Raw genomic sequence first — 16,246 nt, forward strand, 5'->3', positions numbered from 1 at the left:
GAAATCACATGGCTTGACGCTGCCCCTCACACCTTTCTTCACGGGAGAGGGTAAGGGTGAGGGGCGGCGTCAGCTAGTACCGCTCGAAACCCCTGTGCAGTTCCCAATCCGTGATACGCCGATCGTATTCGAACTGCTCCCACTTCGCGGTGTGCACATAATGTTCGAGCACATCCTCGCCGAGAGCCTGTTTCAGCATCTTCGACTTCGCCAGCGTCTCGGTCGCATCGCGCAGCGTCTTTGGAATCTCCGGCAAACGAGAAGCCTGGTAGGCGTCGCCGACGAAAGGCTTCTGCAATTCCAGCTTCTCGTCGATACCGGCGAGGCCGGCCGCGATCAGCGCCGCGAAGGCGAGATAAGGGTTGAGGTCGGCGCCGCCGATGCGGCATTCCATGCGGATGCCCTTGGTGCCCTCGCCGCACAGGCGGAAGCCGGCGGTGCGGTTGTCTTCGCTCCACATGATCTTGGTCGGCGCGAAAGTGCCGGCTTGGAAGCGCTTGTAGGAATTGACGTAGGGCGCCAGGAACCAGGTGAATTCCTTGGCGTATTTCAACTGCCCGGCCGCCCATTGCTGGCCAAGGGTCGACAAGGTCCAGTCGGCTTGTTTGTCGAAGAACAGCGGCGTCTTGCCGTCCGCGCTCCACAGCGAATTATGGATGTGGCTGGAATTTCCGGCGAGACCGTAATTATACTTGGACATGAAGGAAATCGCCTTGCCTTCGGACTCGGCAATCTCCTTTGCGCCGTTTTTCAGGATGACGTGGCGGTCGGCCATGTCGAGCGCTTCTGCGTAGCGCACATTGATCTCTTCCTGGCCCGGACCCCACTCCCCTTTGGAGTTCTCGATCGGAATGCCGGCGGCTTCCATTTCGTTGCGAAGCCGGCGCATGACGCCTTCTTCCTTGGTGGTGATGCCGATCTGGTAGTCGCCGATATAGGGCGAGGCTGTATCGAGCCCCTGCCAATGCTTCTTGCGGGCGGAATCGTAGGTCTCGTTGAACAGGTAGAATTCGAGCTCGGAAGCGAAATAGCCGATATAGCCCCGCTCGCTCAGCCGCTTGACCTGCTTCTTCAGGATGGCGCGCGGCGAATGCGGCAGGTCGTCGCGGGTGTGGTGGTCAAGCACGTCGCAAATGACGAGCGCCGTCTTTTCCAGCCAGGGAATGCGCCGCAGCGTCGCCAGGTCCGGCTTCATGACGAAGTCGCCATAGCCCTTCGACCAGCTTGCCGCCTTGTAGCCCGGCACCGGCTCCATATCGATGTCGGCCGCCAGCAGGTAGTTGCAGCCATGCGTCTCGTCATGCGCGGAATCGACGAAGTATTGCGCCAGGAACCGCTTTCCCGCCAATCGGCCCTGCATGTCGACAATGCATGCCAGCACCGTGTCGATCTCGCCGCTGGAGACCGCTTTCTTCAACTGATCGAACGAGAAATTTCCGGCCATTCCTTTGGCACTCCAGTGCTTGGTCGTTGAAAGGGAGGAACAAAACCATGGCCGGCGCGATGCCGGCCATGGTTGGTGATGCTTGAAGTCAGTGGCCGGTTTCGCCGACCGCCTGTTCGGCTGCCTTGATCGCCGCCTGGCGCGCGGCGATGATGTCGCCGAGTGGCGGACCCTGGAAGCGGTTGCGCTCGAAGGCGAACCAGACGATCGCCGTCAGGATGAAGAAGCCGACGGTGATGTAGAGCGCCCAGTCGTTCGGCGGCTGGATGCCGATGATGAAGATCAGGATCATCGACACGATCGACAGGACGGCAAACAGCATGAACACGCCGCGGCCCATGTTCCATGGACCCATCTTGTCCCACTTCGGCGTGCCCCAGGCCAGCATGCCGAGCACGATCGGCACGGTGAAGGACAGGAACAGGAAGATGACGGTGCACGATACGACGATGGTGTAGGCCGAGGTGCCGGCGACCGAAACCAGCGTCGACCCCCAGACGAACAGCACCGACAGGACCGACGCCGTCCAGATCGCCGCCACCGGCGTGCGATAGGTCGGGCTGACCTTGGCGAGTGCCGCCGAGCCCGGCAGGCCGCCGTCACGCGAGAAGGCGAAGATCATGCGCGACGCCGACGTGACGGTGGCGAGACCGCACAGAAGCTGCGCGATGAACACGACGAGATAGACGAACTCCTTGAGGCCGGGACTGACGCGCTGGTCAAAGGCCCAGAAGAACACGTTCCAGCCCTGCTTGGCGGCGTCGTCCATGTTGGGGATCATCAGCACGAAAGCGGCCAGGAACAGATAGCCGAAGACGGCCGACCAGATCACCGACATGACCATGGCGCGCGGCACCGAGGAAGCCGCCTTGATGGTTTCCTCGGAAGTATGGGCCGAAGCGTCATAGCCGGTGATCGTGTAGATCGGCAGCAAGAGGCCTAGTGCGAACACCCACGCATTCGAGACCGACGGCCAGACGCCGGCGCCGGCGTCACCCGAATAGTTGTGGAAGGTGAACAGGCGGCTGAAATCCCACGTCTCGGCGGAGAACAGACAGACGACCGCGATCAGGATCGAGCCGAAGAAGATCAAATAGCCGGAGAAGTCCGTCAGCTTGGCCGTCAGCTTGATGCCGAGATGGTTGATCAACGCCTGGGCGCCGGTGATGACGACCAGGAAGATCATCTGGTTGGTCAGCGTGCCCTCGATGCCCAGCGCCGGTCCGAAGGCGCCGACGAAGAACGTCCAGGTGCCGACATTGATGGCGCCGAGCACGGTGATCAGGCCGAGCAGGTTGAGCCAGGCCGTCACCCAGCCGGTGCCGCGATTGCCGAGGATCGAGCCCCAGTGATAGAGGCCGCCGGCGGTCGGATAGGCCGAGCTGATCTGCGACATGGCGACCGCGAAGGTCAACGAAATGAAGCAGCCGACCAGCCAACCGATACCGATGCCGATGCCGCCGGCGCCCGACGTCGCTTGGGCCAGCGAATTGATGCCGCCCGACAGGATGCAGATGATGGAGAAGGAAACGGCGAAGTTTGAAAAGCGGCTGAGACGCCGCTCCAGTTCCTGGGCGTAGCCCATGCTGTGGAGGGCCTTTACGTCCTCCGCCTTGTCAACGTCTGTATAACCCGGTGCTGCCATTGGAAGTCCCCTGTTTGTTTCTCAGCTGGCCGATTGGACTGACTTTCTGACTGAATGCGATCTGGGCCGCGTGGCCTCCTCTGGTTCCAGATCCGAAAAAATGCCGGTGAGCAGATCCGCCCATTTCCGCTGCCCGGTTTCGCCGGATATCTCATCGTTGCGGATTTCGATCATTGCACAGGGCAGCCCACGCGAGCGCGCATGCCGTTCCAGCGTGAAATAGACGCGATCGGCAGGCGAATAGGGTTCGTTGACGCCGACGGTGATGCCGGCAAGCCGCTGTAACGCCGCTATCAGCGGTGCCGCCAGCCGGCGATCTTCGTCATGGATGATGCCGATATGCCAGGGCCGGTTGCGGCCCTTGTAGACCGGCGTGAAGGAATGGACGGAAACCAGGCGGGTCTCCTGCCCGCGCGCCAGCCTGTCTTCGACAATGCGCTCGATGGTGCTGTGAAATGGCTGCCATGACAGGGCGACCCGCGCCGCGCGCTGTTTTTCGGACAGGCCGGTATTACCCGGTATGGCAGTGGTTTCGCTGACTGGCGGCACCAGGTCAGGCGCGTCGAGCGGCCGGTTGCAATCGATCACCAATCGCGAAATGCGGGTTTCGATCAGCGTGGCATCGAGCGCCTGCGCCATCCGCAGCGCAACCGGCAACGCACCGGGATCCCAGGCGATGTGACGCGACAGGTCCTCGGTGGCGAGCCCGAGCGTGCCGAATTCAGCCGGCATGAAATTGGAAGCGTGGTCGCAGGTCAGTACGAAAGGGCTCGATCCGCCAGGGTTCGTCACCCCCACGGTATCAGACGATGCAAGGCTGGCGGGCCGCGCTGTCTCCATAGTCCTGCCGTCCCCTGGGAGCGCTGTATCGTATGTTACGTATTTTGTTTCATTGCGTCCCGGTGGATGATTTCATACAGTTTGTTTGGCTTTGTCAAATGCGATCTGGGGAAAAGACCGTCGGCGGGCCAAGGGTGGGGAAAAGATGATTTCCAACATTGCCGAATTGATTGCCGACCGTATCGGCGCGATGCCCGCCGGCGAACGGCGCGCAGCGCAGACGCTGATCGCGAGCTATCCGATGATCGGACTGAAGACGGTCGCCGAATTCTCATCCGCGGCCGGCGTATCCTCGCCGACGATCCTGCGTTTCGTCGCCCGGCTGGGTTTCCAGAATTACCCCGAGTTCCAGTCGAGCCTCCAGGATGAACTGGCGGCGCAATTGCAATCGCCGGCGATACGAACGCTCAACCCGCCCACGCCTAGTGGCGGCATGGTGTCGCCCATGCTGGAAGCGACGCTCGACAATATGCGCGAGACCTTCAGGCATCTGTCCGACAAGCAGCTTGCCGACATTGCCGCCAGGCTGGCCGAGCGGCGTGGCAAGACATTTCTGATCGGCGGCCGCTTCACCGACCCGCTGGCGCGCTACATGGCCGCCCACCTCGCCGTCATCCAGCCCGATGTCTTTCACCTCGCCGGCCAGGAGAGCATGTGGCGCGACCGGCTGATCGACATGGGCAAGCGCGACGTGCTGGTGATCTTCGACATCAGGCGCTATCAGGACAGCCTCCTCCGCTTCGCCGAAAAGGCGCATCAGCGCGGCGTTCAGATCGTACTGTTCACCGACCAGTGGCTGTCGCCGATCGCCCGCTTTGCTCGCCATGTCATCGCCGGACGAACCGCCGTGCCTTCCGCATGGGATTCCTCGGCGGCACTTTTCGTCGTCGCCGAAACGCTGATCGGCGCCGTCACCAGGCAACTCGAGGCCGACGGGGCCCGGCGCATCCGCGAGATGGAAGGCCTGCGATAGGTCGAATCCTCCGGATAATTGCATCGGCTTCGCGGCCGTCTCGGTCTCACGTTACCGAGATTTAATGTGCACGAATGCGTGATAATTGCCATAAACCGCTGATATTGGGGTGTGGCGTGGCCGGATTTTGACGCCTGCGGTATCGTCGCTGTGCCGTTCCTTCGGGAATGGCTGACGATTCCTGAAACCGGAGTGTCGATGCGGACCTGGAAGCAAATTGTCGTTGCGCTTGTGATCGTGGTCGCCGCCGGGGCCGCCTGGGCACGCTTCTATCCAGGCGCGCCGGAAGTGCTGGCACGCTGGGGGATGGATTGGGCCTACGCGGCAACTCCTCCCGCCAGAAGCGGTGCGGACGGCGCGAAACAGGCTGGCAATCGCAATGGAGTCCGGCAGGTCAACGTCGTCGCCTTGCCTGCCGGTACGGCCACCATAAACGACCGCCTGCAGGCGATCGGCACCGGCCGTGCCAACGCCTCGGTGACCGTCAATCCCTACAGTTCCGGCCGCCTTGCCGAGTTGCTGGCCGAATCCGGCACTCATGTCGACAAGGGACAGATCATCGCAACGCTCGATTCCGAGACGGAGATCATCGCACAGGACCGCGCCAAGCTCGCCTTGCAGGATGCTCAGTCCAAGCTCGACCGCGTCAAGTCGCTGCGCGCCTCAAACGCGGCGACACCGGTCGCGGTCGCCGATGCCGAAGTGGTTCTGGCCGGCGCCAAGCTGGCGCTTCAGGATGCCGAGCTTGCACTGCAGCGCCGCTCGATACTGGCGCCGATCACCGGCACGGTCGGCATCCTGCCGATCTCGGCCGGCAATTACGTCACCAACCAGTCGGCGATCGCCACGCTTGACGACCGGTCCTCTATCCTGGTCGATTTCCAGGTGCCCGAGCGCTTCGCCGCCGCCGTCAATGTCGGCGCGCAATTGACGGCGACGCCGATCGCCAATCCGAGCAACGCCTACACCGGCACGGTTTCAGCGATCGACAATCACATCGACGAAAAGAGCCGCACACTTCTGGTCAAGGCCACCATCGCCAATCCGGCCGATTCGCTGCGCGCCGGCATGTCGTTCTCCATCACCATGAAATTCCCCGGCGAGACCTATCCGGCCGTCAGCCCGCTGGCGATCCTGTGGGGTTCGGACGGCGCCTATGTCTGGCAGGTCGAGGACGGCAAGGCCAGGCGCGTGCCGGTGCGCATCATCCAGCGCAACACCGAGACCGTATTGATCGACGCGGAGATCGACAGCGGCGACATGGTGGTCACCGAAGGCACCCAAAGTGTCAGCGAAGGCGGCGAGGTTCGCATCGCGGACCAGGAGCAGCGCGCCACCAAGGCCGCGGAAGGCTCATGACCGGCTCCGTCAACGCCGCCAGCGATACCGGCTTCACCGCACTGTTCATCCGCAGGCCGGTCATGGCGTTCGTGCTGAACACCCTTATAGCCGTTGCCGGCCTCGCTGCCTTCTACGGTGTCGAGATCCGCGAACTGCCCGACGTCGACCGCGCTGTTGTCACGGTCTCCACGACCTTCGAAGGCGCGGCCTCCGAAACCGTCGACCGCGAACTGACCGACACGATCGAGGGCGCCGTCGCCCGCGTCTCTGGCGTCAAATCGATCTCGTCTTCCTCCTCATTCGGCTCGAGCCGCGTCACCATCGAGTTCAACGACGGTGTCGATCTGAACGTCGCCGCCTCGGATGTGCGTGATGCCGTCGGCCGGGTCGCCAACCAGATGCCCGATACCGCCGATCCGCCGCGCATCGTCAAGGCCGATGCCAATTCCGACGCTGTGATGCGGCTGGCGGTGACTTCGGACACCATGTCGATCCAGGACATGACGGTGGTGGTCCAGGACCAGATCGAGGACGAACTGGCAGCCGTACCCGGCGTCGCCGACGTCCAGGTCTATGGCGACCGCGACAAGATCTTTCGCATCGACGTCGACCAGAACAAGCTCGGCAGCCTCGGCTTCACCGTCGCCGACCTTCGGACGGCGCTTGCCTCCGTCGCCTTCGATTCCCCGGCCGGGTCGATCACAACGACCAACCAGGACCTGATCGTGCGCACCACGGCCGACGTGACGACGCCCGAGGAATTCGAAAATATCATCATCGGCGGCACAACGCGCATCCGCGATGTCGCGACAGTCACGCTCGGCCCCGATGTAGGCCAGACGACGCTGCGTTCGGACGGCAAGACCGGAATCGGCCTAGGCATTATCCGCCAGGCGGAATCGAACACGCTGGACATTTCGACGGGCGTGCAGGCCGCCGTCGCCAAGCTGCAGGAGAACTTGCCCAAGGGCATGTCGATCAAGATCACCAGCGACGACGCTGTCTTCGTCAAGGGTGCGGTGCACGAGGTCGAGATCGCGCTTGGCCTGTCGGTTACCATGGTGCTGATCGTCATCTACATCTTCCTGCTCGACTGGCGCGCCACGCTCATCCCCGGCCTGTCGATGCCGGTCGCCATGATCGGCACCATCGCCGCCATCTATCTGGCCGGCTTCTCCGTCAACATCCTGACGCTGCTCGCTTTGGTGCTGGCCACCGGCCTTGTCGTCGACGACGCCATCGTCGTCTTGGAAAACATCGTGCGACGGCGCAACGAAGGCATGGGGCCGCGTGCGGCGGCCGTGCTCGGCGCGCAGGAAGTGTTCTTCGCCGTCGTCGCCACGACACTGACGCTTGTCGCCGTCTTCGTACCGATCTCGTTCCTGCCCGGCCAGACCGGCGGCCTGTTCCGCGAATTCGGCTTCGTGCTTGCGATGTCGGTGCTTCTGTCCTGCGTGGTCGCGCTGACGCTTTGCCCGATGCTTGCCTCGCGCATGCTGACCAGCGCGCCGCTTCACCGAGAGGCCGGCCAGGGCATTGGCGCTCGCATCGGCGGCGTCCTGAATGCCGGCTACAAGCGCGCGCTGCACGCTTGCCTCGACGCGCCCTGGATCGTGGTTCTGGTAGCGGTGCTGTTTGCCGGCGTCGCCTTCGCGCTGTTCGGCACCATCCGCCAGGAACTGACGCCGACCGAGGACCGCGCCGCGGTGCTGTTGCGCATCAACGCCCCGCAAGGCGTCAGCCTCGACTATACGACACAGCAGATGCAGAAGATCGAGCGGCTGATCCAGCCGATGCGCGATTCCGGCGAGATTCGCTCGACCTTCGAAAACGCCGGCCAGAACGGCTCCTACAATTCTGGCTTCATGGTGATGACGCTGGCGCCGTGGGACGAGCGCAGCCGCGGCCAGCAGGAGATCATGGCCGAGATCAGTCGATTGACCAGGCAGGTGCCCAGCGTGCGGATCTTCCCAGTCCAACCCAACAGTCTCGGCATCCGCGGCGCCGGCAACGGCCTGCAATTCGCTCTGGTTGGCAACGACCGCAAGGCGCTTGGCGATGCGGCGGTCAAGATCATCGCCGAAATGCAGAAGGATCAGCGCTTTCAGACGCCGCGCCTGTCGATCGACCCGACGCAGCCGCAACTGGCCGTAGCGATAGACCGTGAGCGCGCGTCCGATCTCGGCATCGACATCACCGGGCTCGCCAACACCATGCAAGCCATGCTCGACGGCAATGACGTCGTCGATGTCTACATCGCCGACCGCAGCTACGGCGTGAAGCTGGTCTCGACCACCAACCCGATCAACGACCCGACCGATCTGGAAAATGTCTTCCTCAAGACGGCGGATGGCCGCTTCGTGCCGATGTCGACCATCGCCACGCTGACCGAGCGCGCCGTACCACCGTCGCTGTCGCGCGAACAGCAGCAGCCTTCAGTGGCGATCACCTCGAACCTCTCGGGCAATTTCGCGCTTGGCGATGCGCTGACACGCGCCGAGCAGATCGCCACGCCGCTCCTGCCGCCTGGAAGCCGAATCCTGCCCCTGGCCGAGGCAGCGACTTTGGGTGAAACCAACAGCGCGATGGTCACCATCTTCGGCTTTGCCCTGGTCATCATCCTCCTGGTGCTGGCCGCCCAGTTCGAGAGTTTCGTCAGCGCCGTCATCATCATGGCGACGGTGCCGCTCGGCCTCGCCTGCGCCATTTTCGCGCTGCTGCTTTCGGGCACCAGCCTCAACGCCTACAGCCAGATCGGCCTGGTGCTTCTGGTCGGCGTCATGGCCAAGAACGGCATCCTGATCGTCGAATTCGCCAACCAGCTGCGAGATCGGGGCTTGGGGGTGCGCGAAGCGATCGAGCAGGCTTCCACCATCCGTCTGCGGCCGGTGATGATGACGATGATCTGCACCATACTTGGCGGTGTCCCGCTCGTGCTGGCCGCCGGTGCGGGCGCCGAGGCACGCGTAGCGCTCGGCTGGGTCATTGTCGGCGGGCTTGGCCTGGCCACCATCTCGACGCTGTTCTTGACCCCGGTCGCCTATCTCCTGCTTGGCCGCTTCGTCACGCCGAAGACCCATGAGGAAGCACGGCTGAAGCGCGAACTCGAGGAAGCCGCCTCCACCAATCTGGAACCGGCGGAATAGAGATACCTATTTCAGCAGCCGGCCCTCGATCGACCAACGCGCGGCAAGGAAGTTCAGCACGGCCGCCACGATGACCCCGCCGATCTTTGCCGGCCACACACCGCCGACGCCGGCGAAGAGTGCGATCGACAGGCTGGACACGCCGAGCGAAATCAACGCCCCAGCCGAGACGAAGCGCAGGAAGGCATCATGCAGCCGAATGGCGTGACTGCGCTCGAACGACCAGAAGCCATTCGCCACGAAAGAGAAGACGACGGCAATCGACCACGAGATGACATTGGCGGACAGCGGCGGGGCGTGCAGCTTGAGAAGCAGGAAAAAACCGGCAAGGTCGATGGCCGTATTTGCCAGTCCGACTAGCGCAAAACGGACGATCTTGCTGCCCGTCGAACGCCGGGGCTGAACGCCGCTCATTCCCTGCCGTCCATGATCTCGATACCGGCTCGGGCCAGGTTCGCGCCGAACGCATCCGAAGCCAGAACGCCGAATTCCACTTCGCGCACGCCTTGCATCGGGTCACGCGCGCACAGCGTTTGGTCGACATGGCCGGGGTGGCACATGAACAGCCCTCGGTCCGACAGCGCTTCGACGGAAGCCTCCAGCAAGGGGGCGAACTTTTCGGGTTGCCGCCAGTCATAGATGCCGGCGAGCGGCTTCAAAACGGCAAAGCCGGCGCGCTGCATCGATCGGTCGAAGCCGGCGGCCACGGCAGCGATTGCCGCGATTTTCGGCGCGGCGACGGCATCGCTCAGCGCTGGAGCGCCGCGCAGCACCGGCCTGCCGGCAGCGTCGGGAAAACGTGTCCGCAGCCAGCCGCGCGCGACAGGCAGGAAATGCACGTGCTGATGACCGTCGATGAAGTCGGGCTTGCGGCCCAGCGCCTCGACGAAACGGCTATATTGCGCGTCGAGTTCGGCATGGACGTCGCGCTCGTCGATCCGCCCGCGCAGGATCGGCAGGGCCAGCGAACGAAGCGGCGGCAACCGGCTCTCGGGCGCCAGGCTCGATTTGCCTGTGACCGCTGGCTGGTCCGTAAGGGTCAGGTGCAGCCCGATCGCCGCGCGGCCACGCAGCGGCTTTATGCGCGCCGCCGCCTCGGCCCATTCCGGAAAACCAGTCATGCAGCTGGTGCCGGTCAAGCGCCCGCGGTCGAGCAGGTCGAGAATGCCTGCGCAAACCCCCGGTGCCAGCCCGTAGTCGTCGGCGATCAGGCGAATGCGCCGCGTCATCCGCGGGACGCGCCCGGCGCATTGTCGGGGGCGGTCTCGCTGAGCACCACATCGCGCACCAGATAGACCGGCCGGTCCTTGCTCTCCGACAGCGTGACCCAGACATATTCGCCGATCAGGCCGAGCAAGGTGAGGTTGAGGCCGCCGAGCAGCACGACGGCGACCATCAGGCTGGGGTAACCAGGCACGGCAACGCCGTAGAACATCACCTCGAAGAACACTTTGGCGCCGTAAACGACGCCCGCCAGCGCCGCAAGCATCCCGCTCAAGCTGATGATGCGCAGCGGGATGACGGAAAACGATGTAAACCCTTCCAGTGAAAAGGCGATCAGGTTGAGCCGGCTCCATTTCGACGTGCCGATGGCGCGGTTTTCCGGCGAATAGGGTATGGCTTTCTGACGGAAACCGGCCCAGGCGAACAGGCCCTTGTTGAAGCGCCGCTTGTCGCGCAGGCTGGTCAGCGCACGCACCACGGGACCGCGCATGACGCGAAAATCACCGGCGTTCTCCGGAATATCGAAACGCTGGCTGCTGTTGATCAGGCTGTAGAAAAGCCGCGCCAGCTGGCTGCGCCGCCAGCTCGCCTCGCGGCGGTCGTTCTGCGCGTACACGACGTCGATGTCGTGGCTTTCCACCAGCTCGGCGATCATCTTCAAGCTGATATCCATGGAATGCTGCAGATCGGAATCCATGATCAGCACCATGTCGCCCCGCGACCGGTCGAGGCCGGCGAGCACCGCCACCTCCTTGCCGAAATTGCGGCTGAGGCGAACGATCTCCCACGATCCCGACAGGGCCTGTGAAAATCGCCTGGCACCATCGTCGAGGCTGCCGTCGTCGACCAGGATCTTGTGGACGGCCATACCAAAACGGCTTGATACCGCTTCCTCGAGCCTGTCGAGCAGCGCGGCAAAGGCCGGCGCCGATTGCGCCTCGTTGAAGAAGGGCGCCACGATGTCGAGTTTTTGACGCGGATCAGCCATGTGCAACGGGTCCGACACTCACGATCTTTTCGCGCCCCTTGGCCCAGAACCACCAGATCAGGGAACAGGCGATGAAGCTGACCGCGATCGGCCGGAACCAAGGGTAGAAGAAATCATGCATGTGGCGCTCGACGCTGGTCAAACCTGTGAGGAACAATACCGTCGACAGCACCGAGGCCAGGACGCCGCCACGCTCCTCCCGCCACAGTGTGGCGATAGCGAGGCCGGCGGGCACGGCGATCATGGCATAGGTATTTGGCTCGACACGCGGATTGAAAACGCACATGTAGAAGGCAGCCGCCAGGAAGATCGCCAGTCCGGCAATTCCAGGCTGGAGTTTGCGGTCGAACCAGAGGACGGTCGACAGCGTAAGCAGTGCCACGACGATACGCACGACCGTGGCGGCGAATTCAGGCATCGGCAGCCCGGCCGAGGTGAAGGGCGCCGTAAAGTCGGTAGGGACAAAGTGGTTGGACTTGTCGACGGCCATGGAAGTCAACATGCGGGCGAAATCGCCGTACTGTTCGTTGAGGTAGCCGGCAGGCGCGAACGCGTACGGTATGGCCAGTACCAACAGCACTGCCAGCGCGAGCACGGGTATCAGCCGCAGACGCAGCGCCGACACCAGCAAAAGCATGATGATCGCGGTCGGTTTGGCGATGATGGCGACCGAAGCCCAGAAGAAGGTTTCGGCGCGCCGCCCTTCGAGCGCCGATAGGGTCAGAAGCCAGCAGGCCGCGGTCAGAAGGATCGTTGCCTGGCCGTTGCGGATCGCACCCAACGCCATCGGCAGGGCAAGGAAGAGGCCGAAGGAAAGCAGCCATGGCAATTCCTCACCGCCGATTTTGCGCACTTGCCGCATCGCCGCGAAGGTGAGCGCCGCGAAGCCCAGCGCATGCCACACCACGCCGCCCAGATACGGTCCGAGCTTCAGCACTGGCAGGTAAAACGCGGCGAAGGCTGGCGCATACAGGTACCCCATCTCGGATTGAAGATTGTACAGCGGCCGCCCGCTCAGGAATGCTTCGCTGCCATATCCGTAGGCCTGCGTCACCGTGCGCGTGCCGGGCGACCATAGCACCAGGCCGAGAACGATCAGGAATGCCCCGATCCACATGGCCAGCCCCAAACGATCGAAAACCGGCTTGGAAATCGTCATCAATTCACCCCGCACGCCATCGGGGAAGACGCCTCAGCCCGGCGCCGTCCCGGCATTCGATGGCGGCGACATATCACGGACAAAGCGACGAGGCATAGGGGCCGAAAGACGCGGCGATGAATTTCGGGACCGCCAGGGATGGTCGACCGAACTGGGAAAAGCGTCCAGAAATCCTGCGACTAGGCCTTCCGGCTCCGCATAAGGCGGCATCAAGGCCGGATGAACACTTTGCCGTTGGGCTTGGCCAGTTCCGCCGGCGTTCGCGCCATTGCCTCGGCCAGCGGAATGACCGCCGTCACGTCGGTCGACCAGCGTCCGTCGGAAAAACGCTTCTGTGCCTCGAGGACCGCCGGACCTCGCCGATCCCTAAATTGCCGCATCCACTCGCTCAGCCAGAAGCCTTCGATGTGCTTGTGCTGGAAGATCAGCTGGCCGGGCTCGCGGATGATCGTTGCCTCGGGATCGAGCCGGCCATAGATGATCCAGCGCGCCCGTTTCGGCATCGCGTTGAAGATGGCTGACGCCAGCGGCCCGGTGACCGCATCGAGGAAGATGCGCGGCTGTTCGGCCTTCATCACCTCGCGCAGCGTGGCCTCGAATTCCGGCGCCTTCTCATTGAGGACGTGCGCCGCGCCAAGCTCATTCAGCATCGCGATCTGTTCGTCACGGCGCACCGTGACAACAGGCCGAAACCCTTCCTCCCTCGCCAGCCCGATGATCAGCTTGCAGAGCTGGCTGGCACCAGCGGTCATGACGAAGGCCTTTTCGCCTTCCTGTTTGACGATGTCGAACATGGCGATCGCGCTCAGCGGATTGACGATCATCGCGGCGCCATCCTCGTCTCGAACCGTATCGAGAAGCGGAATGCAGGCCGCCGCCTCGGCGACGGCATATTCAGCCCACGAACCCCAATTGCTCAGACCGGTGGCGAAAGCGACGCGCTTGCCGACAAGGCTCTTGGGATGGGGCTCCTCACCGCCCGCGACGACCGTGCCGACACCCTCGAAGCCGGCCGGACGGCCCTTGACGCGCGGCTGGCCGTACTGGCCTTTGATAAAGGCGACATCCGATGGATTGATCGAAGCGAGGCTGACCTTGATCAGCACTTGGCCCGGTCCGGGCGCAGGCACGGCGATGCTGCCCGGCTCGAGATACGGCTCCATCGCCTCGAGCGCACTGCCGCTCGGCGTCCTAGTATAGCCGTCACCGACCAAGAGCAGCGCCTTCATTTCGGAGGGGATCGTCATTGACGGTATTCCTTGTTTGTCGGCGGCGACGCGGCCGGGCAGCGCTCAGACCTTTTCCTGTGTGTATTTCTTCAGCTCCATGCGCGCCACCTGCCGCCGATGCACTGCATCCGGCCCATCGGCGAGGCGGAGCGTTCTGAGATGCGTCCACGAGCGGGCGAGAGGCGTATCCTGGCTGATGCCTTGCCGCGCCGAACATCTGCACCGCCTCGTCGGTGACCTTGAGCGCCACGCGCGGCGCGATAACCTTGATCTGGCTGATCCAGGGAGCCGCGGCCCGCGCGTCGCCCTGATCGATCATCCATGCCGCCTTGAGGCAGAGCAGCCGGGCCATCTCGATCTCCATGCGGCATTCGGCGATGATATCGAAATTGGCGCCGAGTTTCGCCAGCTTCTGGCCGAAGGCCTCGCGGCGCACGGAACGCTGGCACAGCATCTCCAGCGCCATCTCGGCCTGGCCGATGGCGCGCATGCAGTGATGGATGCGGCCGGGGCCGAGCCGGCCTTGCGCGATTTCGAAGCCCCTGCCCTCACCGAGGATCAGGTTCGACGTCGATATCCGCACATTGTCGAAGCGAAGATGCATGTGGCCATGCGGCGCGTCATCGTCGCCATAGACCTGCATTGCCCGGACCTTGGTCACGCCCTTCGCGCCCGAGGGGACCAGAATCATCGAATGGCGGCGGTGTTGTGGCTCTTCATCGCCGGCGGTTCGCACCATGACGATGTAAATGGCGCAGCGCGGGTCACCGGCACCCGACGCCCACCATTTCTCGCCGTTGAGCACATAGTCGCCGCCCTGCCGCTCGCAGCGCATGGAAATGTTGGTGGCGTCGGAAGAGGCGACATCCGGCTCCGTCATGAGATAGGCCGAGCGGATCTTTCCGTCCAGCAGCGGCTCGAGCCATTCCCGCTTGTGCTCTGCCGAGCCGTAGCGTTCCAGAACCTCCATATTGCCGGTGTCGGGTGCCGAACAGTTGAAGGTTTCGGCGCCCAGATGCGCCTTGCCCATCTCCTCGGCCAAATAGGCGTATTCGACGGTGGACAGGCCGTAGCCGCGTTCCGAGCCGGTCAGCCAGAAGTTCCACAGGCCGCGCTCCCGTGCGGTCTTCTTCAGCCCCTCAAGGATCTCCTTCTGGCGCTCGCTGTAGGCCCAACGGTCGCCGGCCTTGCCGACCTCGCTCAGGAATTCCTTGTCGAGCGGCATGATCTCGTCGCGCACCATGGCCGTGACGCGGGCGTGGATCGGCTTCAACCGCTCGGTCATGCCGAGATTCATCTCCGTCATCGGTCGCTAACCCTTCATGCAGGCCGGGCATTTGTCAGTGGCAAGGATGACCGTACTTCGGATAGCCTTGTCAACGCGAACTGTTTGCCCGCGGGCCGTGCGGAGGATTGTGATGAGCTATCTGGACGAGCTGTTTTCGGTGACCGGCAAGACCGCGCTGGTGACGGGAGCGGCGACCGGCATCGGCCGCATGGCGGCCACCGCACTGGTGAGGGCCGGCGCCAGCGTGATGATCGCCTCGCGCAAGGGCGACGACTGCATCGAGGTGGCCAGTGAATTGAACGGGCTTGGCGCTCCGGGCCAAGCGGAAGGCTTTGCCGGCGACCTCTCCAGCGAGGCCGGCATCGCCGCCTTGGTCGGCGAGGTCAAGGCGCGCACCGGCAAACTCGATATCCTCATCAACAATGCCGGCGTGTCCTGGGGCGCGCCGCTGGAGAGCTTCCCTTATTCGGCATGGGCCAAGGTGTTCGGCGTCAATGTCACAGCGGTCTTCCATCTGACGCGCGAATTGCTGCCGCTGCTCGACGCCGCCGCCAGCGACGAAGATCCTGCCCGCGTGATCAATCTGGGATCGGTGATGGGAACGCAGCCGCTGGCCGACGACGCCTATTCCTACGCCGCCTCCAAGGCGGCCGTTCATCACTTGACACGCACGCTGGCGCTCGAATTCGCCGGCCGCCGCATCACCGTCAACGCCTTTGCCCCCGGACCCTTCCAGAGCCGCATGACCGCTTTCGCCACCGGCACGGACGAACAGGCCAGGCATGTCGGCGGCCATGTCCCGATCGGCCGTATCGGCACACCGGATGACATTGCCGGCGCAACGCTCTATTTGTGCAGCCGTGCAGGCAGCTATGTCACCGGCGCCATCCTTCCGATCGACGGCGGGCAGTCGGTGCAGCATGGGTTGACCTTGTTCAAGGAATGACATTTTCCGGCCGCAGAAGCCGG

At 63.5% G+C, this 16,246-nt stretch carries 12 protein-coding genes and 1 pseudogene; 4 read left to right on the plus strand and 9 right to left on the minus strand.

Features of this window, described 5'->3' with window-relative positions; all coding sequences use genetic code 11:
* Window positions 1-73 precede the first annotated feature (73 nt).
* From ACVWWD_RS02765 to ACVWWD_RS02775, 3 genes are all read right to left on the minus strand, one after another.
* A complete protein-coding gene (locus tag ACVWWD_RS02765) occupies window positions 74-1,444 on the minus strand; it encodes a glutamine synthetase family protein (RefSeq protein WP_352546749.1) in 1,371 nt (456 codons plus the stop codon).
* An 88-nt stretch (window positions 1,445-1,532) separates the two neighbouring features.
* Window positions 1,533-3,089 (minus strand): amino acid permease, encoded by a 1,557-nt coding sequence (locus tag ACVWWD_RS02770; RefSeq protein ID WP_023781252.1) that lies wholly within the window; start codon window positions 3,087-3,089, stop codon window positions 1,533-1,535.
* Window positions 3,090-3,110: 21 nt separating this feature from the next.
* Window positions 3,111-3,929 (minus strand): N-formylglutamate amidohydrolase, encoded by an 819-nt coding sequence (locus ACVWWD_RS02775; protein ID WP_023781251.1) that lies wholly within the window; start codon window positions 3,927-3,929, stop codon window positions 3,111-3,113.
* Window positions 3,930-4,074: 145 nt separating this feature from the next.
* Here ACVWWD_RS02775 and ACVWWD_RS02780 point away from each other — a divergent pair, with 145 nt between their 5' ends.
* The 3 genes from ACVWWD_RS02780 (at window position 4,075) to ACVWWD_RS02790 (ending at window position 9,389) form a co-directional block, all read left to right on the plus strand.
* Window positions 4,075-4,902: a MurR/RpiR family transcriptional regulator gene (locus tag ACVWWD_RS02780; RefSeq protein ID WP_352546748.1), complete on the plus strand. Its 828-nt coding sequence runs from the start codon at window positions 4,075-4,077 to the stop codon at window positions 4,900-4,902.
* A 198-nt stretch (window positions 4,903-5,100) separates the two neighbouring features.
* Window positions 5,101-6,261 carry an efflux RND transporter periplasmic adaptor subunit gene (locus ACVWWD_RS02785; RefSeq protein WP_352546747.1) on the plus strand — a complete coding sequence of 387 codons (1,161 nt, stop codon included), beginning with the start codon at window positions 5,101-5,103 and terminating at the stop codon, window positions 6,259-6,261.
* Window positions 6,258-9,389 carry an efflux RND transporter permease subunit gene (locus ACVWWD_RS02790; RefSeq protein ID WP_352546746.1) on the plus strand — a complete coding sequence of 1,044 codons (3,132 nt, stop codon included), beginning with the start codon at window positions 6,258-6,260 and terminating at the stop codon, window positions 9,387-9,389. The genes ACVWWD_RS02785 and ACVWWD_RS02790 overlap by 4 nt, the downstream gene beginning before the upstream one ends.
* 6 nt (window positions 9,390-9,395) lie before the next feature.
* Here ACVWWD_RS02790 and ACVWWD_RS02795 read toward each other — a convergent pair whose 3' ends face one another.
* The 6 genes and pseudogenes from ACVWWD_RS02795 to ACVWWD_RS02820 form a co-directional block, all read right to left on the minus strand.
* A complete protein-coding gene (locus tag ACVWWD_RS02795) occupies window positions 9,396-9,803 on the minus strand; it encodes a GtrA family protein (protein ID WP_352546745.1) in 408 nt (135 codons plus the stop codon).
* Complete coding sequence (locus ACVWWD_RS02800) at window positions 9,800-10,618, minus strand: ChbG/HpnK family deacetylase (RefSeq protein ID WP_352546744.1); 819 nt, start codon at window positions 10,616-10,618, stop codon at window positions 9,800-9,802. Before ACVWWD_RS02800 ends, ACVWWD_RS02795 begins: the two co-directional genes overlap by 4 nt.
* Window positions 10,615-11,601 (minus strand): glycosyltransferase family 2 protein, encoded by a 987-nt coding sequence (locus ACVWWD_RS02805; RefSeq protein WP_352546743.1) that lies wholly within the window; start codon window positions 11,599-11,601, stop codon window positions 10,615-10,617. Before ACVWWD_RS02805 ends, ACVWWD_RS02800 begins: the two co-directional genes overlap by 4 nt.
* Complete coding sequence (locus tag ACVWWD_RS02810) at window positions 11,594-12,760, minus strand: glycosyltransferase family 87 protein (RefSeq protein WP_457102895.1); 1,167 nt, start codon at window positions 12,758-12,760, stop codon at window positions 11,594-11,596. Before ACVWWD_RS02810 ends, ACVWWD_RS02805 begins: the two co-directional genes overlap by 8 nt.
* A 209-nt stretch (window positions 12,761-12,969) precedes the next feature.
* Window positions 12,970-14,007 (minus strand): zinc-binding dehydrogenase, encoded by a 1,038-nt coding sequence (locus ACVWWD_RS02815; protein WP_352546741.1) that lies wholly within the window; start codon window positions 14,005-14,007, stop codon window positions 12,970-12,972.
* A gap of 45 nt (window positions 14,008-14,052) precedes the next feature.
* A pseudogene (locus ACVWWD_RS02820) lies at window positions 14,053-15,295 on the minus strand (acyl-CoA dehydrogenase family protein).
* 112 nt (window positions 15,296-15,407) lie between these two features.
* On the opposite strand from ACVWWD_RS02820, the gene ACVWWD_RS02825 reads away from it, so the two are divergent.
* Window positions 15,408-16,223, plus strand: a complete 816-nt coding sequence (locus tag ACVWWD_RS02825; protein ID WP_352546740.1) for an SDR family oxidoreductase — start codon at window positions 15,408-15,410, stop codon at window positions 16,221-16,223.
* Window positions 16,224-16,246 lie beyond the last annotated feature (23 nt).

The sequence above is a fragment of the Mesorhizobium sp. URHB0026 genome, assembly GCF_054059755.1.